This is a genomic window from Cognataquiflexum aquatile, from assembly GCF_003316845.1.
Taxonomy (GTDB): domain Bacteria; phylum Bacteroidota; class Bacteroidia; order Cytophagales; family Cyclobacteriaceae; genus Cognataquiflexum; species Cognataquiflexum aquatile.
Genome location: NZ_QMIK01000009.1, coordinates 109,776 through 128,803, shown reverse-complemented (window position 1 = coordinate 128,803; position 19,028 = coordinate 109,776). Strand labels below are relative to the sequence as shown.

The window sequence follows — 19,028 nt, the reverse complement described above, 5'->3', positions numbered from 1 at the left end:
TCAACAAGATAAAAAAATGTGAGAAAATCGCATCATCTTTCAAATCAAATCCATACAATCAGGCCTGCTAAATAAACTCCGAACACGCCCAATTTCAAAGAGAGAGAAAAGACCTATTGGATTGACTCGAGAAAATCCACCAATTTCTGAGAATCTTGGTATTGATTGACACGTTTTATCAGGACAAAATCCTGATCCAACAACACCATCAAAGGTGGGGCGAAAGGGTTGTTTTTTTGCCCATTGAACAACAACGCTAGGTCATGCATCGGGTTCCTGCTAGTCTTCAGCTGCCGATTGGAAAACACCCTCCCATCAAAGACCACATCCCCGGCGTATTCGGCATCAAACTTCACGGCGTAGAAACGCTTGGAAAGGTGTTGGACAACAGCGGGCTTAATGAAAACCTCTGCCTCCATCTTGCGGCAGTAGGTACACCAATCGGTATGAAAATAAAGAAACACGGGCTTTGGGTTGACGCGCAAGGAGTCTTCCAACTGCTCAAAGGTCAACCAAAAGTCCGTTTTCAATCCCTGGGCTGGGCAATTCCAGCTCAGAAAAAGGATTATCACTATGGCTGTGATTGTTTTCATCGATGGAAATGCCCGATCTTGATACCCATGAAGAAGGTTCTTGGCCTTAGCGGACCATAAATGAATCCAGCATCACGGGTAGGGCCGGTGTCAAACTCGCGCTGATAGCTGTCAAAGATATTTTGCACACCTCCGCTAAACTCCAAGTTGAATTTGCCCTTGGTCTCGATCAGGTATGCAAATCTGAGATTCACGTCGTAAAACGCCGGCGTATTGACAAGCTCGATAAACTCCACGTCATTGACGATCAATGGTACCACCATGGAGCCGGTGTACAATCCTGTCAAATCAACTGAAAGCTTTTTGTTGGGTGTCCAGCTACCGCCAAGGAAACCATAAGTATTTGGTGTTCTGATAAATTCCGAGACGCTGACTTGCGGGAATTCCGTACTTCCATCTTCGGGTTCAAAGAGCACTTCGTCCTCGTTGTACATTGCGCGCTGTATCGTCCCCCCAGCTTGGAAAGAGAAAAACCGCGAAGGTGAGAAATTGTACTCTAAGTTGACCCCAGACACTGTCGCACCACTACCGTTTCGTTTTTCTTCCAGGAAAGAACCGTTTTCCTGCTGCCCAAGGCTTACTCGCTGGAATTGATTGTTGAGTCGGGTATAAAAGCCTTCTATCAAGAAGTTGCTCTGGACGAGGCCGGTATTTTTTCCAAAATTCAACGAAGCAGTGAAGGCATCGGATGTTTCCATTTGCAAGTCTTCCGCCAAGATGACGAACTTCTGTTCACCACTAACCGAAGAAATGTGTAAGTCCTCGTCAAATGCCTGAGGGGCCCTGAAGCCTCTCGCATAACCTCCCCGAAGCTGTGCACCCGGCATCAGGTCGTACAATAGCGTAAATCGGGGACTAAGCACTCCATTATTGAAGTCAACTGCGCGGTTGATATCGCCAAGCAAGTAGACACCATCCACAGTCACCACATCGTATCTCGTTCCCATGAAAAGCGTCAACTTATCAGCTGCCTTCCATTCAAATTGTCCGTAAAACCCAAGGGTATTGACTTGTTGATCTATCAATTTTTCGTAACCTGTGATCTCGTCCTGTACCGAATTCCCCTGATACTCGATTCCACCTACAAACACGTTTCTGCCTTTAAAATTGTGGGTAAACTGACTTCCCAATACGCCAGCCAAATCATTGGTCAATCCATAGGCGCTAGCTGCTGCCACGCTGTCGGCCAAGGTTCTACCTCCTCCCAAGCCTCCATAGAAGCTTCGCCTTACTCCCGATAGTAAGCTTCCATAGGTAGATATTTTTGTCCTTCGATCCTTGCTGAACTGATCATAAGTCAATCCTACGTTGAGGATATTGTGGTCCAGCTGCTCTGCAATGTCGGTCATGTGAGGAGGCAGCGACAGCTGATCTCCTCCCCTGCGAAACTCATCGATTGCATTGAGATCGAGCGTAATTTTGCTGAGTTCTGTAGGTTTGTAAAATGCCTTTGCGCCAAAAGTCAGGTTGTTCAACTGCACGATTTCCGTAAATCCATCCCCGTCAGCGTCAAAACCTCCCCTGTCTCTTTTCATTCCATAAAAGGTCACGCCGCTCTTGAGGTCTTCGCTCGCAACGGATCCGTTGAAGCTGAGTGTATTGTCTGGAATCTCTCCCCGCATCAATCCGAAGTTGGAGCCAATTTGCCAAGTGTTTTCCACAGGTTCTTTTGTGATGATATTTACTGTGCCGGCAATCGCATTGGAGCCAAAGAGGGCAGAGCCCCCACTCCTGACCACTTCGACGCGTTCGATCATATTGGCGGGAATCATTTCCAAGCCATAAACGCCGGTCAGCGAACTGAATATTGGCCTGCTATTGACCAAAATCTGGGAATAGGGACCATCCAATCCGTTCATCCGCAATTGGGTGAAACCGCAGTTTTGACAATTATTTTCCACTCTGATGCCTGGCTGGAAACTCAAGCCCTCTACCATTGAAACAGATTGGGTGGCATTCAATATTTTGGACCCAATGACAGACACCACACTCGGCGCATCTTCTCTGTTGAGTTCATATCGGCTACTGCTGACCACAATTTCATTGAGACCTATTCTGTCTTCATTGATTTCTTTGTTGAGCTCGGTGGTTTTACCGGCTTCGACCGTGACATCTAACACCGTCGTGGCAAAACCTATTGCCCTGATCTGAACCTTATATTTTCCTGCCGGAATATCTGCGATGCTAAACTTCCCATCAAAATCAGAAATAGCACCAAATCCGGTGTTCTGAACCATTATTGTCGCTTGCACAAGTGGCCCTTCAGCACTTGTCAAAAACCCTTGGATTTTACCTGCTTGTTGCGCCATCGAAGGGCTGCATACAAGAAAAAGGATATATATAATTAGTATGTTTCTTTTCATATTGGTTTTAATTGACATGATGTTCTTGCGGGTTTAGCACCCCAGTTTTAGAACAATCATGATAAATGAAAGTAAAAGGCAAAGTGATTGACTTTGTTTTTAGTAACAATAATGTCTAGGTGTTAGAATTATTGGAGTATTTAAAAAATTCAAATTAAAACCGGCGGCCCTCTTCCATGATGAAAGGGTTTAACTTTGCTTTCGTAAGAAATAAAGAAATCGGCAAAGGAATCATGGCATTCATCATAAAAAAGACTTATTTCAAAGTTAAAAAATTCCAGCTCCAGTATGGGAGAATGGTAAATTAAGTCATAAAGCTCATATTCTTTTTTTGAATGGGTATCCTTTTTCTTGTTACCCTCGCCCTCTAAGCTGAGATTGTAAGGGTGAGCGTGAAGCGCAACAAGATGGCCATTATACCAATGAGAATGTAAAAAAAAGATACTGTTGAAAAGCGACAAAAAGTAGATCAGGATTATGATACCAAATCCTACTTTTCGAATATGTGAAATTATGCTTTTCAAATTTTGAGGTTTAATTTTTTTTAACTGATTATTCTTTATTTTGTTTAAACTGATTTTTAAACTACGGAAGATCGGATTTTTGGTTATTCCAAAATTTACACACTCATTTTTATCAATTGGATGCAAAGCTTAACAAAATGAAACAAAGTTGCAAATTAATCCATAAATTATAGTAGCTACTTAGTTTCAATTTTCATTGCCATTGTATCAAAGAAATTCCCAGTCTAATTATGAATTATTGTCCATACTTTAACAGAATCGCCAATTGTCCTGCGTGGTAAGCGGTATGGGTGGTGATTCTGCCCAAGGACTCTGCTTTTGTCTTCTTCCCAAATTCCTTGGTTTCGATGATAGCCTCCCAGTCTTCCTGGCTTACAATGGCTATCTCCAATTGTCTTCCGGCCTCTTCCACCAATGCCAATAATGGTTCCAAATCAGTCCATTCTCCTGTATCTCTTCCGGCTTTGAGCGTTTGGGCATCTACTTTTACCGCCAAATTTCCGAATACATTTTTGGCAAAAAGCAACTCCACTTCCGCCATATGCCGGATCAGGAAGCCGGCAGAATTTGGACTGCCTCCAAGTCTTTTGGATAAATCTTCCTGCTTGATATTGGCCAGCTGATTGGTAAACCTGGTGCGGCCTTCTTTCCATAGTTGAATGAATTCTCTCATACCCCAAGGTACAAATTTTGATCAGAAAGTTGGATCGGTAAAACATTCATCGTAATATTGCAATGTATATAAGTGATATATGCTTTGCGATATAAATAGAAATATGCCTTCGGCAATCTAATTTTCCACATCAGTGCTGAATTAGAGAGAATTAACCTAATATTTCAATTTTATTTCCACTGTATTTCAATCTATTTCTAAATAGTTTAATCTCTCGCCTCTAAAAGTCTAAAAAATGGGTGTTACCAAAACAGATTTATTCACTGAACAGCAAAATGAACTGGCAAAAGTTGCCAAAGTTCTGGCTCATCCGGCGAGGATCGCAATCCTCCAATACCTTATCCAATCCAATACCTGCATCAACGGGGACTTGGTACAGGAATTGGGTTTGGCACAGGCGACTATTTCCCAGCATCTCCGCGAACTCAAAGAAACCGGTATCATCAGAGGAAGCATTGAGGGCGTTTCAGTCAATTATTGCATCGATCCTATCCGTTGGTCCGAAATCCAAAATCTGTTCGAGACCTTGTTTTCAGGTTTTCCAAAAATAACGGATTGCTGCTAATCCTTTGAGGTTTTTGAAACCTCGAAGGATTAAGCTCTATTTTAATATTTAAAACCTTCGAGGTCGAAAAGACCTCAAAGGTTACCCCTTTAAAATCAAACATTCAATAAAAATTTGGCGCCTTTGCGTCTTTGCGAGAAATCCATATGAAAACTTCAGAATTTACCCAAATCCTTAGAGAAAACCCTGAGAAATCCCTTTTCTTCGAATACCAAGCAGGACAATATGTCCGCACTGACTACCACATCACCGAAATCAAAAATGTCTCCTACGACACGGTGGATTGTGGTGGCATCCGCAACGAATGGAATGAAGTCCATATCCAACTCTGGGAAAATGGAATCCCTGAACCGGACCATGCGGTCGATACAAGCAAAGCCCTGAAGATATTTGACGTAGTCCAAAAAGTCAGACCGACTTTCGAGGATAGGGAGATCAAATTTGAATATGGAAACAGCTCCTTTCCTACAGCCGTGCTTCCTGTCCACAATATCAAAGAAGCAGGAAACAGCCTCATTGTCCAACTGACTGCAGACCAAACAACTTGCAAAGCCAAAGACAGAGCTACAACCCCGGAAGAAAAAGCTGCAGCCTGTTGCGGTCCGGCTGCCAAACCAAAGGTCCGTGTTTCGTTGGCTGCGCTAGAAGCAAGCGCTTGTGCACCGGGATCGGGATGTTGCTAAGTATTGAACAAAGTACCAAGTACGATGTACCAAGTAAAGGTGCCTTTTTGGTACTTTGTACTTGGTACATGGTACCTTAATTAAATATTTATGAACCTATACCCAACCCTCCAAGCCACCATTGAAAAGGCCAAAAGCCTTGAAATACCTGATGACCGGATTCCTATCCTGCAGGATTTTATCGCCTATATCCAAAAGAAAGTCGACGCAGACCAGGCTATCAATCTGAACTTTATCTGTACCCACAATTCCCGCCGGAGTCAATTTTCCCAGATTTGGGCAAAGACTGCAGCCGAGTATTTTGGCATTGAGATCAATTCATTTTCGGGTGGAGTGGAAGTCACTGCTTTCAACGAAAGGGCGGTAGCCTCCATCAAAAGATCAGGCTTCAAGGTCACCCAAAAGGGCGTCGAAAATCCAAAATTCTTTGTCTTCTATTCAGATGATGCCGATCCGATCATCACTTTCTCAAAGCTTTACGATGATCCGGCAAATGCTCCAAAAGGATTTGCTGCCATCATGACTTGCTCGCATGCAGATGAAAACTGTCCCTTTATCCCTGGTGCAGAAGCCCGGATTCCGGTGAGGTACGAAGATCCTAAAGCTTTTGATGGAACTTCCGAGGAAGGTATTCGCTATGACGAGCGCAGTCTTCAGATTGCTTCGGAGATGTTTTATGTTTTCGAAAAAGTTAAATGAAATATACTTTAGTGAAATACATGGAAATATGTTTGAATTGAAATAAATAGATATATGCTTCGCGAAATATGATAGAAATAGGTCGGGAGTTCATCTCGCAGCATATTTCAACTTTATTTCCACCTTATTTCCCCTTATGAAATTTGCTGCGCGATATAATGTTGATATAGGCTGGAGTTCTAAAGCAAAATATTTCAACTTTATTTCAACAATATTTCAACCTTATTTCCCCTTATGAAATATGCTGCGCGAGATAATGTTGATATAGGCTGGAGAGCGTTACAGCAAAGTATTTCAATTTTATATCTACAATATTTCAACTTTATTTCCCCTTATGAAATATACTTCGCGATATAATATCGATATAGGCTGGAGTTTTAAAGCAAAATATTTCAACCTTATATCTACTATATTTCAACCTTATTTCTAATTGGCAGAAACCACTTTCTCAATAACCTATTAACCAATAACTTAATAACCAATCACCAATGACCACCGAAAAAAAAGAAATTGCATTTTTTGAAAGATACCTGAGTGTGTGGGTTGGGCTTTGCATCTTGGCGGGAGTGGGGATCGGACATTTTGCAGGGGACAGCATGTCCTACCTAAGCCGAATGGAAATCTACAATGTCAACATTCCCATCGCCATCCTGATCTGGATGATGATCTATCCCATGATGCTTCAGATTGACTTCAGCAGCATCAAAGGCGTCGGAAAAGCTCCAAAAGGATTGATTCTGACTGTAGTCATCAATTGGCTGATCAAACCTTTTACCATGGCATTTTTCGCCTGGATCTTTTTTGACCAGATTTTCTCGGCATTTATAGAACCTGACTTGGCTGGAGAATATATCGCCGGAGCAATATTATTGGGTGCTGCCCCTTGTACTGCAATGGTTTTTGTCTGGTCTTACCTGACCGATGGCGATCCCAATTATACCTTGGTACAAGTCTCAGTCAATGATTTGATCATTTTGGTGGCTTTTGTTCCTTTGGTGGGGTTCCTTTTGGGAATTACCGATGTGACTATTCCCTATGAAACTTTGGTTTCCTCAGTAGTCATATTTGTCGTAATTCCATTGGTAGCCGGGATCATTACCAACAAGATTTTGGTAGGAAAATATGGAGAAGATTGGTTCAAGACTGTTTTTCTGCCCAAGCTAAAACCTGTCAGCATTATCGCATTGCTTTTGACTTTGGTATTGTTGTTTGCTTTTCAAGGGCCAAATATTCTGAATAATCCAATGATCATTGTCCTGATTGCTATTCCGCTGATCATTCAAACATATTTTATCTTTTTCATCACCTGGTTTGGCGGAAGAAAACTCAAATTACCTCACGCCATCTGCTCTCCTGCAGCCATGATCGGAGCAAGTAATTTCTTCGAGTTGGCGGTAGCTGTGGCTATAGCCTTGTTTGGATTGGAAAGTCCTGCGGCACTGGTGACAGTAGTCGGCGTATTGACAGAAGTGCCGGTGATGCTGAGTCTGGTGGCTTTGGCGAATAAGTGGAAGTATTGAAGCGAGATTTGGTTATCTACTTTTTAGATTTTCATTTCTTTCCGAAATTAAATCGCACTTTATAGTTGACATTGATAAATAAAGGAAAATCATTGTCTGCTCCATAAGCTGAAATACTGGCTGCATTTCTAACATTAGGATTTTTTGTTTTCCACTCAGCTTCAAGTTCAATCATCAGGCCTATCCGCTGGTATTTATTGTGGAAAACAAAAGAATTAGGGTTTTCAGGATCAGTGAAATTATCTTCGAAAAGAATTGATTGTCCACCTAACTGAAGAGATGGGCCGGCGGCAAAAGCCAATTTAAATCCGGAATCACGCTGGAGGATATCATATTTAAGCATGGGAGTAAAAAAAATACCGGAAGATTGGTCCTTACTTTTTTGACCCGGGAAGACTTCTTTATTTTCCAGATTTCCGAGAGATTGATAAAATGAAATTCCGGCATTCAGAGAAGTTCTTTTCCCTAACCTATAATTGATCTCATTGGTCATATTCAAACCCCAAAGCATGTTGCTTCTATCAACAGAAAAGCCGCCTCCGATCGAGTATTGTATTTTCGGTTTTTCTACCTGGGCTAAAGAGATTGTGGGTGCAAAACCCAAAAAGAAAAGGATAAGAAATAGTTGGTTTGTTTTCATGTTTAAAGAATTTTAGAGTTTGAATTTCAAATATCTAAAAGCCTTTTTTAATTAAAAACTATTTTAATTTATTTTAACTAAATAAATGTTAAAACACTGATTTTCAATTAACAAAAGTGTTTTTCTCGTTGATCTATCCTTTTCTAAACTTTGGAAAAGGTTAGTAAAAAATAATCGTCTTGTTTCTATAAGCCAATATTTTTCTTTCAAGGTGGTATTTGATGGCTTTGGAAAGAACCACTTTTTCTACATCCTGACCGATCTGCACCAAGTCTGCCGGGGAGTTATGGTGGCGAACACGGGCCACTTCCTGTTCGATGATCGGACCTGCATCCAATTCTTCGGTAACATAATGTGCCGTCGCGCCGATGATTTTGACACCACGCTCATAGGCGGCATGGTAAGGTTTGGCACCGACAAATGCCGGTAAAAATGAATGGTGGATGTTGATGATTTTGTTGGGATAATTCCTGATAAAATCCTCGCTCAAGATCTGCATGTATCTCGCCAAGACCACAAAATCAGTTCTGTAATGATTCAGCAATTCCAATTGCTTTTCTTCCACATCCATCCTGTTTGCCTTGTCCACGGCAAAATAATGAAAAGGAATACCAAAAGCCTCTACCACCTTTTTGTGATCGGCATGGTTGGAAATCACTACAGGAATGTCTACTTCAAATTGGCCTGAATAGTGTCTGCTCAATATATCGATCAGGCAATGGGAAAGCTTGGATACAAAAACTGCCATCCTTGGCTTTCGGAAATTGAAAAACAATTCAAATTCCATGTCAAACTTTTTCCCGACTTTGGCTTCAAAAATAGGTTCGATTTCTTCTCTTTTCAGTCCAAAACTTTCTAATTCCCAAGATACTCTCATAAAAAACATCCCGACTTCACCGTCCACATGTTGGTCTATCTCAAGGATATTTCCCTGATAAGAATATAAAAATTCAGAAACGCTTGCTACGATGCCTTTCTGATCTTTGCATTGAATAATCAAAATTGCTTTTTTCATTTTTTGCGAGTGTGTATAGTTTATCAATCCAATAATGCCTCAACATCTTCCTTGCTGAGGCTTTTAATAAAGCTTTCTTCTGTGCTGATCAGTTCTCCTGCGAGTGCCATCTTTCTTTCCTGCAAAGCCATAATTTTTTCCTCCACGGTATTTCGGCTGATGAATTTATAGATGATGACTTTGTTTTCTTGACCGATTCGGTGTGCCCTGTCTATGGCTTGGGCTTCTACGGCAGGATTCCACCAAGGGTCAAGCAAAAATACATATTCGGCCTTGGTCAGGTTCAATCCGACACCTCCCGCTTTTAATGAGATCAGGAAAATTTTGACTTCATTGTTTTGCTGGAAAGACTCCACTTGTGCTTGCCTGTCTTTGGTAGTACCATCTAGGTATGCATATTTGATGTTCTCTTTTTCCAGGTATTCTTTGACGATGGCGAGGTGTCTAACAAACTGACTAAATACCAGGACTTTGTGGCCTTCACTGACTGTGGACTCAATCATGTGCGTCACATCCTCCATCTTGCCCGAATCGCCTGTGTAGTTTTTATCGGTCAATCTTGGATGGTTGGCCAATTGCCTCAGTTGGGTTAATCCCCTCAGCAAAGCAAATTGCTGGTTTTTCATACCTGCAACGGACATTTCTTTGACGATCTGATCCCGGTAATACCCTTTTACCTCTTCATAGGCTTTTTCCTGTTCAGGCGTCATCGTCGAATATTTCACGTTGATGACTTTTTCAGGTAGATCGGTTGCCACCTGGCTTTTTAACCTTCGGAGGATAAATGGCTTGATCATCGCATGCAGTTTGGCAGCTTTGTCTTGGTCATTTTTCTTTTCAATCGGCAATAAAAACTGCTTTTTGAACATGTTCTGATTTCCCAAAAGGCCTCTGTTGATAAAGTTCATTTGGGACCAAAGGTCCATGGTTCCATTTTCAACCGGTGTTCCTGTCAGGATCAACCGTTGCCTGCAGGTCAATTCATTTACTGCTTTGGCGATGATGCTACTTGGGTTTTTGATGGCTTGGGATTCGTCCAAGATGACATAATTGAAATAGAATCCCTTGAGCATATCCACATCCATCCTTGTGATTCCATAGGAAGTAAGGACCAGATCATATTTTGCAAAACGGCTAATGTCCTTGATCCTTTGGCTACCGGTGTAAGTAAGGATTTTCAGTTTTGGAGTAAACTTTCTTGCTTCTAATTCCCAGTTGTAAATAAGAGAAGTCGGCATGACAAGTAAAGTAGTGGCATTAGGATTTTGCTCTTTTTCATGTGCCAAAAGGGCCAAAGTCTGTACGGTTTTTCCCAATCCCATGTCATCAGCCAAGCAGCCGCCAAACCGGAACTCGTTCAGAAAACGCATCCAGTTATACCCTGCTTTTTGGTATGGTCTGAGAATCCCTTTGAAAGTCACCGGCAAGTCGTAATCCTCTATTTGACTGAAATTCCGTAATTTCTCAAGTTTCTGACTCAGTTTGAGTTGGAGGAGGTTGCTGTTTTGGAGCTCCTGTGCCAGGGCAATGTGGTGTTTTTTGAGCACAAGGGACTGTTGATCCGCATTGGCATCCTGCTCTTCCATAAATGCGAACATTTCGGAATAATTGACAAACCAGGAGTTAGGAATTACCGCAATTTCCCCGTTGGGAAGTTCAAACTCGGTTTTTCCCTGAAGCAAAAGTCTCCTGATTTTATGAAAGGGAATCTCATAAGTCCCAAACCTGATGACAGCATGGACATCAAACCAGTCTATGTTTTCTTTGACTTCAACTGAAATAATGGCATGACCGATAAAGTACCTTTTGCCTTTTTGGGTCGGCGCCTGTTGGATCCGGATGCCCATTTCCTCCAGATTGTCCTTGTAGGCATTGATCCATCCAAAAGCCTTGGACTTACAGATCGAATACCGGGCATTCTTGACCGGCAAGCCAAGATCTTTCAGGTAATCGCCATAGGACTTTTCCTTTTCGAGGTCTCTGATGACTTTGTGAAAAATGTAATTGTCTCCGATATGTTCCAATTCCACGTTATTGGAGGCTTTTTCTTCAGATCGGAAAGCATAATCCCCATATTGGAACTGAAGGTCAAAAACTATTTTATCTTCCTCTTCCTCCTCCAACTTGTTTCCAAAAAGGTCTGACTTGGGATTGGAGGGAAGGTCGCTCAGACTCAATACAGGTTTTGGCATGGACCTTTCAACTTTGATATCAAAGCCTTTGGCATAGACATCAAAAGAAGCAACTAGCTGTGTGATGAATTTTTTGTAATACTGGTCTTCGACCTTTCTGGGGATTACAATAAATTTTTTATTTAGAAAGGGTTGGAGTTTCTTGCCGTCCACCCCTTTTTTAAAGCTGTATAAATTGTAGTCAACAACCAACCACGCCGGTTCGTGACAGATGATATAGCCATTGCGGTATTGCCATTCCAATGGTACATCCCGGTATTTGATGGTGGGGAAATAATGTGTATTGTCCTCATTTCGCCTGAAATGAAACAGCACAGCAGCCTTTTCCGGCATGATGTTGATTTCTCTCCAGATCGGATTGCCATCGTTTCCCATTTCAAAAAACCGCTTTCCTTTCAGATTTTCCAGGACCTTGGCCCTCAAACTTTCAAGTTTATGTTCGATCAATTCCTGGACAACTTTATTTTCTGTCTTTGGATCGTAAATCTTCCTGAGGTATTCCTTTGGTTTGAGCTTCTTGGTGTCGAATTTCTTGACAATGGCCTCTTGCTGCATGTCGTCCATCCATTTGATCAACTTGAAATCTGTCTCATCAAGACCAGAAGAAAACTCGGGTGCATTGACATGGGAAATATTCTGATGGGCAAACGAAAGCCTTCCTTTTTCATCAAGCTGAATTACAAAGGACTCGAATAACAGTCCGAGAAATTCGTGGCTGAATAAAGAATATATGATTTGAAAAGGTTTTTCTGGGGATACTTGCATAAGGCTAAAATCAACCAACGGAACAAATCCGTCAATTAAAACAGTTTTTTCCAATTAGACTAGCTCGAAAAATACGGAATAATATTCAGTATAAAAATAATTGGGTTTAAGTTTTGGGTAATGCTTATTCTGATTTGGATATCCTTCCTAAAGTTGAAATATTAGCATTATGATCCATTTATTTCAGCCTCACGAAATTAGCCCATGAAACAATTTTTAGAAATTTTTACTTTCATCCATATAGTTTTTGGATCCGCTGCTTTGCTATCCGGAATATTGGCCATCATCTTCCAAAAAGGTGGCAAATTTCATAATGCCTCAGGCAAAGTCTATTATTGGTCGATGATCGGGATCGGCATAACGGCTTTTTCTATAGCCATTCCAAAAGGAAACCTTTTTCTACTGATGGTTGGTGGATTTAGCACATACATGACCTTGACAGGTTATCGGTTTTTACAGTTTCGCAGAAATTCTAAATTGAAATTCGGGTTTTGGGATTATGTTTTTATAGCAGTGGGATTTCTTACTATCCTGATTCCAGCCGTGTATTTAATCCAACTTGATTGGGGAAAAATAGGTGGAATTATACCCGTTTTTTTGGTTTTCAGTGTTATTCTAATCTCTATGCTGACTTCTGACCTATTCCACTCCAAGAAGTTGTCTTCCTATCCCAAAGGATGGTTCCTCAACAGGCATATCAGCAGGATGATGGGAGCCTTCATTGCGACAGTGACTGCTTTTTTGGTACAAAACTGGCAAACAGATCCCATCTTTATTGCCTGGTTGTTACCCACTGTGATTTTTGTGCCTTTGATCATCTACTTTACCAAGAAATTCAAAGTCACTTCAAAGCAATTAAAACCTCAAATGCCCACCCAAAATTCCTTATTTTGAAATGCGGGAAATAAATTGAAATTTGGTCCAATGGGTAAAGCTCAAAGTATTTTATTATGACAGGGCCAACGCTAACCAGGCAGCTTGGTTTGATGGGCCTAGTGGCTACCGGAGTATGTTCCATGCTTGGCGCGTCAATCAATGTCGTGCCATTTATGATTCAGCGGCATGTTCCGGGAATCGGACCTTATGTCTTGCCTGCATTTATTTTTGCTGCGATTCCTGCACTATTGGCTGCTTTTGCTTATAGCCTTCTCGCCACAGCCATGCCAAGGGCGGGGGGAAGTTACGTCTATGCCAGTCGGGGACTCAATCCTTATTTGGGTTTTGTGGCGAGTTTTTCCCAATGGTTTGGACTCTCCATCGTCATCGGTGTGGTCGCCTATGTGACAGTCCCTTTCCTGAGGGATATTGCTGTGGCACTGGATTGGACTTCATTGGCAACATTATTAGAAAACGGGATTATCCGAGTGACTTTGGCTTTGGGTTTGGTATGGCTCTTTGTATGGGTCAATATCAGAGGCGCAAGTCTGTACGAAAAGACGATTATTCCTCTGATGATCCTGATGTTTATCATGGGCGGAGTAGTGATCGTGGCCGGATTTTCATTTACACAAATAGATTTTGCGCAATCCCTACAGGAAAGAGAGGGAAGGGTAATTTCGCCTTCTATTGGGACAGAATTCCATTTACCAACTTTCCTATCGGCAGGAGCCTTGTTGTTTGCAAGCTTTATTGGATTTGACAGCATTGCGCAGGCAGGAGGAGAAGCAAAAAACCCAACCAAAAGACTCCCCTTGGCGATTGCCTTGACCATCCTGATAGTAGGCGGTTACTATATGCTTTTCACAAGCGCTGTTTATCATGCCATCCCATGGTCTTTTGTAGCTGAAGAAGCTTCGCAAAAAGACATCACAGCACCGGGTTTGATGGGCTATTTACTTCCATCAGGATTGACAGTAGTGATTGTCGCCGGAGCAGCGATTGCTTTGATCAATGACCTGCCTGCCATGTTGCTGTCAGTTTCAAGGTTGATGTTTGCCTGGGCAGAGGACGGTATTTTTCCAAAATATTTCACCAAAATCCATCCCCGTTTTCATACACCTTATGCTGCGGTAATCCTCAGCGGAGTCATGGCAAGTGTTGGGATAGTGGGAAGTCATTTTGCCGGAGATTTCTTTTTGGGTATCGATATCATGGTCACTTCCATGATGGTAAATTTTCTGCTGATGTGCGTGACTTTATTGACCATCGACAAAGTAAATCCCACATTGGCTTCGGATATCAAAATCATCAAAAACAGGAAAATACGCATGGCTTTGGGTTGGGCGGGGACATTGGTTCTGGTCTTTTTCCTGGCGATTCACACCTGGAAAGACCTCAACAGCAGCACAGAAGCCTGGTATTTCCATTCAACTCCGATTTGGCTGATTGTGATGGGTCTGGCTTCCCTGATATTCTTTTTTAAATTTAATCAATTGAAAAACAAAGGCATAGACACCAAATCCCTATTTGAAAAATTACCCTGACATGAACAAGACGAATGATTTATATACCGAATTGGCTCCTGATCTTACTATTTCAAAAGTATTGACCGGACTTTGGCAGATCGCCGATATGGAAAAGGATGGCAATATTCTTGACCCGAATGTCACCTCTCTAGCCATGGCGCCATATGTGGAAGCCGGGCTGACTACCTTTGACATGGCAGACCATTATGGTTCGGCAGAAATCATCGCCGGTACTTTCAAAAACAAACACCAGTTAGGCAAAAAAGCAACCCTATTGACCAAGTGGGTTCCCAAACCGGGCAAATCAAGCTTTGAAGAAACAAGAGCCGCGATCCAGATTTCCCTTAACCGACTTCAGACAAAACAGATTGATCTGATGCAGTTCCATGCCTGGAGTTACCCTGACCCGACTTGGCTGGACCAACTGTTTTGGCTTAAAGAATTGAAGGCGGAAGGATTGATCAAGCATATCGGGCTGACCAATTTTGATTCGGCACACTTGAGGATAGCTTGCGCATCGGGGATCCCGATTGTATCCAACCAGATTTGTCATTCGCTGATCGACCAAAGGGCTTCGGGAGAAATGACAAAAGTCTGTCAGGAATACGGGGTGAAAATTCTCGCCTTCGGGACCTTGGCAGGAGGTTTTTTATCAGAAAAATGGTTGGGAAAAACGGAACCGCTTTTGGAAAACGAGGCTACATGGTCTCAGATGAAGTACAAAAGATTTATCGATGCGGCAGGAGGTTGGGCAAAATTTCAAAATCTATTGAAGTCCGTTTCCAGAATAGCTGAAAAACACCAAGTTTCCATTGCCAATGTGGCCACCAAATTCATCCTCGAGCAGCCTCAGGTAGGTGGAGTCATCATCGGTGCCAGATTGGGACAAAGTGCCCATGTGGAGGAAACAATGAAACTATTTTCCTTTTCGCTATCAGAAAAAGACAAAGCCACTATTCAAGAGGCACAATCGATATTGACTCCGATTCCCGGAGATTGTGGAGATGAGTATAGGAAACCTCCCTTTCTCACTGCTTCAGGCGACCTCAGTCATCATCTTGATTCCTTTCCTAAACCATATGAAGTCAAAGCCGGTGCCAACGGCAGCGTACAGGTATTTAGCGGGACAGTTTGGGAGGGAATGGCCGGTTATAGCCGTGCTACCAGACGCGGAAACCGGATTTCTGTTTCCGGCACCACTGCCACCCATGGGCATCGCATGATCGGCGGAAATGATGCAGGCGCACAGGCGCATTTTGTATTGGACAAAATCGAAGCAGCAATCACTTCCTTCGGCGGAAAAATGGAAGATGTGATCCGTACCAGAATTTTTGTAAACAATATCAATGATTGGGAACCTGTAGCAAGGGCCCACGGTCAGCGGTTTGCAGGCATCCAGCCCGCCAATACTTTGGTTGAGGCAAAATTGGTCGGAGAAGGATATTTGGTGGAGATAGAGGCAGAGGCGGAAGTTGGTAGTTAATTTCCCGCCAAGACGCAAAGGCGCAGGAAGAGAAACAAAATAAACACCATTATCCTGCTTCTCCTAAAGCAGGATAAATTTTGAAACTGTATATTGAAAAGCCGTTATGTAATGTCTTTGAAACAAAATCCGTTGATTTAAATTCTTAAATTTTAAAAAATTACCCTATGAAAAAATTACACTTTCCCCTGATGTTTTTCATTTTTTCAACAGGTTTTGCCCAAGAAGCCGAAAAGCAAACTCCAATTCCCGATCCATTGGTTTTTGAGACTTCCCATCAAGGGACATTTCATGGGAAAGCTATCAGCTACAAGGCCATCTCTGGGGAGACATTTCTCAAAAACAGTGAAGGTGAACCTGTTGCGGCACTTTGGTCTACTTCCTATATCAAACCCGAAACCGATTCCGGCAAGCGGCCCGTCACCTTTATTTTCAATGGTGGCCCGGGTTCAGCCTCTGTTTGGCTGCATATGGGAGTCTTTGGTCCCAAAATAGTCAAGGTGGATTCTGATGCAAAAACTGATGATGGGGCAGCACCTTTTGACCTTGTCAATAATGAATTGGCTTTGTTGGACATTACAGACTTGGTGTTTATTGATCCTGTGGGGACAGGGTTTAGTAAGGTAATTGGCAAAGGCAAGGTAGGAGATTTTTGGGGATTGACGGAAGATGCCAAGTCTATAGCGCAGTTTATCCGCCTTTGGATCACCAAGCATCAAAGATGGCAATCCCCAAAATACATTGCAGGGGAAAGTTATGGTACCACTAGGGCTTCTGCTGTCACAGCAGCTTTGGAGAGTGGTGGTCAGGCTGTGGCTTTGAATGGTCTGATCTTGATATCGCAGGCATTGGATTATCAGGGTTCAACTTCAATGCATGACAATATTGCATCCTATTTCACCTATTTTCCCACCATGGCTGCCACTGCTTGGTACCATGGCAAAGCCGGTCAGGGCAAAAAACTGGAAGATTTTGTAACGGAAGCACGGGCATTTGCCTATAATGAATATTTGCCGGCATTGTACAAAGGCAACCAATCTACATTCGAGGAGAAAGAGAAAATTGCTCAAAGAATATCCTACTTTTTGGGACTGGAAAAGGAATATGTCCTTCTTTCCGACAACAGAATCCTCACAGGTAGATTCAAGAAAGAATTGCTTAGAAAAGATGGGAAAACCATAGGGACTTTAGATGGCAGATATCTTGGGGAAGAAGGCGACCAAACTGCAGCCTCACCGACCTTGGGCGATCCTTCTAGCTATGGCATTGATGCGGCTTACACTGCTGCCCTGCAGGATTATTTCGCCAAAACATTGCAAATCAAAGTGGACCGGCCTTACCTGACCTCCAACGGCAGTATTGGTGGCAAATGGAATTGGAGACCCGTTCCTGAGGGTTCTTATTGGGAACCTTCCTATGTCAATGTCGCCCGAAGTCTCGGCGAATCCATGCGCCGCAATAAAGACCTAAAAGTCATGGTGGCCAATGGATATTATGACCTGATCACACCTTTTTTGGATGCAGAATACACCTTTGCACGACATGATATCCCGATAGAAAGGGTGCAAATGTTTTATTACGAAGGAGGCCACATGATGTACAACCACCGACCGGATTTTGAAAAACTGGTGAAAGATATCAGGGGATTTATGGGGAAATAAAAAAGAGCTTAATGGAAGTTAGGAGTATTGCTACCCTAATGGAAACTCAATAGCATGGTATTTCCATTCCTAATTTGTAAATTTAAGTCAAATTGAATAAAAATGAAAAAGGAAAAAATAATTGAAACCATCAATGAATTGCCTCAAGAATTTGAATTAGATGATTTGATTGAAAGGCTTATTGTAATTGAAAAGATTGAGAAAGGCCTGGTTCAATTGGAAAAGAATGAAACAAAAAGTCATGAAGAGGTAAAAGAATTGGTGAAGACATGGCAAAAATAAAATGGACTAATTTAGCCATAGATGACCTTAAAAATATTAATGACTATTATTTTGAGGATTCACCAAAAATACGCTGAAAGAATAATTGACAAAATAATTTTGAAAGTAGATTTATTAATCACCAACCCAAAAATAGGTAGAAAAGTACCTGAGTTTGATAAAGAGTTTTTAAGAGAATTGATTGAAGGAAATTATTGAATTATCTATCGCTTAGATTCTGAAATTCAAATTTCAATTGTTAGGATTCACCATTCTTCAAAAGAGTTGAAAAATATATAGCTTTTAAATTTGAGGTTTTATTGCCCTGTTTTATGCATTGACATATAGATTTTTATGACTGACTACAACATCCAAAACATCCCTAAATCCTATTTTGCGATTGATCAAGCCACAAAGGACCTTGGCTTTACCATGCCATCAGAAATGCTGACTTGTTCGCTGTTGAGAACGTTGGCGGCAACAAAACCTTCGGGAAAATTCCTTGAACTCGGAACTGGAACAGGGCTGTCCACTTCTTGGATTTTGGACGGTATGGATCCAAACAGCACTTTGGTTTCGATCGACAATGATGCTTCCGTTTTGAATATTGCGAAAACACATTTGGGAAAAGACTCCCGTTTGGCACTTGTCCTTTCCGATGGGGAGGATTGGGTTCTCGGTAATTTAGAAAAGCGCTTTGATTACATTTTTGCCGATACTTGGCACGGAAAATACCTGCTACTGGAAGAAGTTTTGGATATGCTCAATCCCGGAGGGCTATATGTCGTGGACGACATGCTTCCCCAACCCAACTGGCCTGAAGGCCATGCAGAAAAAGCCATCCAATTTGTCAAAAAGCTTGATCAAAGAACCGACTTGACACTGACTAAATTGGTTTGGGCGACAGGAATTATCATCGGAGTGAAGGTTGAGTGAAGGAGGGAAATTACCCGTCTTTCCTGTTTTTTTATTACCATACGAAACCA

The 19,028-nt window shown here is 42.1% G+C and carries 18 protein-coding genes; 11 read left to right on the top strand and 7 right to left on the bottom strand.

The genetic code is table 11. From position 1 onward, the window contains the following. Window positions 1-113: 113 nt before the first annotated feature. From DQW11_RS21060 to DQW11_RS21045, 4 genes are all read right to left on the bottom strand, one after another. Entirely contained in the window at window positions 114-593 is a 480-nt protein-coding gene (locus DQW11_RS21060) for a thioredoxin family protein (RefSeq protein WP_232826817.1), read from the bottom strand. After that, window positions 590-2,956 (bottom strand): TonB-dependent receptor, encoded by a 2,367-nt coding sequence (locus DQW11_RS21055; RefSeq protein ID WP_113926150.1) that lies wholly within the window; start codon window positions 2,954-2,956, stop codon window positions 590-592. Before DQW11_RS21055 ends, DQW11_RS21060 begins: the two co-directional genes overlap by 4 nt. Window positions 2,957-3,105: 149 nt before the next feature. Next, window positions 3,106-3,480, bottom strand: a complete 375-nt coding sequence (locus DQW11_RS21050) for a hypothetical protein (RefSeq protein ID WP_157966168.1) — start codon at window positions 3,478-3,480, stop codon at window positions 3,106-3,108. A 235-nt stretch (window positions 3,481-3,715) separates the two neighbouring features. After that, window positions 3,716-4,153 (bottom strand): DinB family protein, encoded by a 438-nt coding sequence (locus tag DQW11_RS21045; protein ID WP_113926106.1) that lies wholly within the window; start codon window positions 4,151-4,153, stop codon window positions 3,716-3,718. 235 nt (window positions 4,154-4,388) lie between these two features. Between DQW11_RS21045 and DQW11_RS21040 the strand changes: the two genes are divergently transcribed. The 4 genes from DQW11_RS21040 to arsB all read left to right on the top strand — a co-directional run bounded on the left by DQW11_RS21040 (window position 4,389) and on the right by arsB (window position 7,620). Then, a complete protein-coding gene (locus DQW11_RS21040; protein ID WP_113926105.1) occupies window positions 4,389-4,718 on the top strand; it encodes an ArsR/SmtB family transcription factor in 330 nt (109 codons plus the stop codon). Between the two features lie 146 nt (window positions 4,719-4,864). Then, window positions 4,865-5,401: a DUF6428 family protein gene (locus DQW11_RS21035; RefSeq protein WP_113926104.1), complete on the top strand. Its 537-nt coding sequence runs from the start codon at window positions 4,865-4,867 to the stop codon at window positions 5,399-5,401. Window positions 5,402-5,491: 90 nt separating this feature from the next. Further along, on the top strand, window positions 5,492-6,100 hold the full coding sequence (locus DQW11_RS21030; protein WP_113926103.1) for a low molecular weight phosphatase family protein: 609 nt from the start codon (window positions 5,492-5,494) through the stop codon (window positions 6,098-6,100). Window positions 6,101-6,588: 488 nt separating this feature from the next. Then, complete coding sequence (gene arsB / locus DQW11_RS21025; protein ID WP_113926102.1) at window positions 6,589-7,620, top strand: ACR3 family arsenite efflux transporter; 1,032 nt, start codon at window positions 6,589-6,591, stop codon at window positions 7,618-7,620. A 31-nt stretch (window positions 7,621-7,651) separates the two neighbouring features. On the opposite strand, the gene DQW11_RS21020 is transcribed toward arsB, so the two are convergent. From DQW11_RS21020 to DQW11_RS21010, 3 genes are all read right to left on the bottom strand, one after another. Further along, a complete protein-coding gene (locus DQW11_RS21020) occupies window positions 7,652-8,260 on the bottom strand; it encodes a hypothetical protein (RefSeq protein ID WP_113926101.1) in 609 nt (202 codons plus the stop codon). A gap of 160 nt (window positions 8,261-8,420) precedes the next feature. Beyond that, on the bottom strand, window positions 8,421-9,275 hold the full coding sequence (gene purU / locus DQW11_RS21015) for a formyltetrahydrofolate deformylase (RefSeq protein WP_113926100.1): 855 nt from the start codon (window positions 9,273-9,275) through the stop codon (window positions 8,421-8,423). Window positions 9,276-9,298: 23 nt separating this feature from the next. Then, window positions 9,299-12,232, bottom strand: a complete 2,934-nt coding sequence (locus DQW11_RS21010; RefSeq protein ID WP_113926149.1) for a DEAD/DEAH box helicase — start codon at window positions 12,230-12,232, stop codon at window positions 9,299-9,301. 204 nt (window positions 12,233-12,436) lie between these two features. Between DQW11_RS21010 and DQW11_RS21005 the strand changes: the two genes are divergently transcribed. The 7 genes from DQW11_RS21005 (at window position 12,437) to DQW11_RS20980 (ending at window position 18,978) form a co-directional block, all read left to right on the top strand. Then, window positions 12,437-13,126, top strand: a complete 690-nt coding sequence (locus tag DQW11_RS21005; RefSeq protein WP_113926099.1) for a hypothetical protein — start codon at window positions 12,437-12,439, stop codon at window positions 13,124-13,126. Between the two features lie 56 nt (window positions 13,127-13,182). Beyond that, entirely contained in the window at window positions 13,183-14,655 is a 1,473-nt protein-coding gene (locus tag DQW11_RS21000) for an APC family permease (RefSeq protein ID WP_113926098.1), read from the top strand. 1 nt (window position 14,656) lies between these two features. Further along, window positions 14,657-16,120 carry an aldo/keto reductase gene (locus DQW11_RS20995; RefSeq protein ID WP_113926097.1) on the top strand — a complete coding sequence of 488 codons (1,464 nt, stop codon included), beginning with the start codon at window positions 14,657-14,659 and terminating at the stop codon, window positions 16,118-16,120. Between the two features lie 167 nt (window positions 16,121-16,287). Then, a complete protein-coding gene (locus DQW11_RS20990) occupies window positions 16,288-17,781 on the top strand; it encodes a S10 family peptidase (protein WP_113926096.1) in 1,494 nt (497 codons plus the stop codon). A 102-nt stretch (window positions 17,782-17,883) separates the two neighbouring features. Further along, the gene (locus tag DQW11_RS20985) at window positions 17,884-18,063 is read left to right on the top strand and encodes a hypothetical protein (protein WP_113926095.1); all 180 of its coding nucleotides are present in this window, start codon (window positions 17,884-17,886) and stop codon (window positions 18,061-18,063) included. A gap of 21 nt (window positions 18,064-18,084) precedes the next feature. After that, window positions 18,085-18,261, top strand: coding sequence for a type II toxin-antitoxin system RelE/ParE family toxin (locus DQW11_RS22320; RefSeq protein ID WP_157966167.1), 177 nt, complete (start codon window positions 18,085-18,087; stop codon window positions 18,259-18,261). A 135-nt stretch (window positions 18,262-18,396) separates the two neighbouring features. Continuing rightward, a complete protein-coding gene (locus DQW11_RS20980) occupies window positions 18,397-18,978 on the top strand; it encodes an O-methyltransferase (protein ID WP_113926094.1) in 582 nt (193 codons plus the stop codon). Window positions 18,979-19,028: the final 50 nt, after the last annotated feature.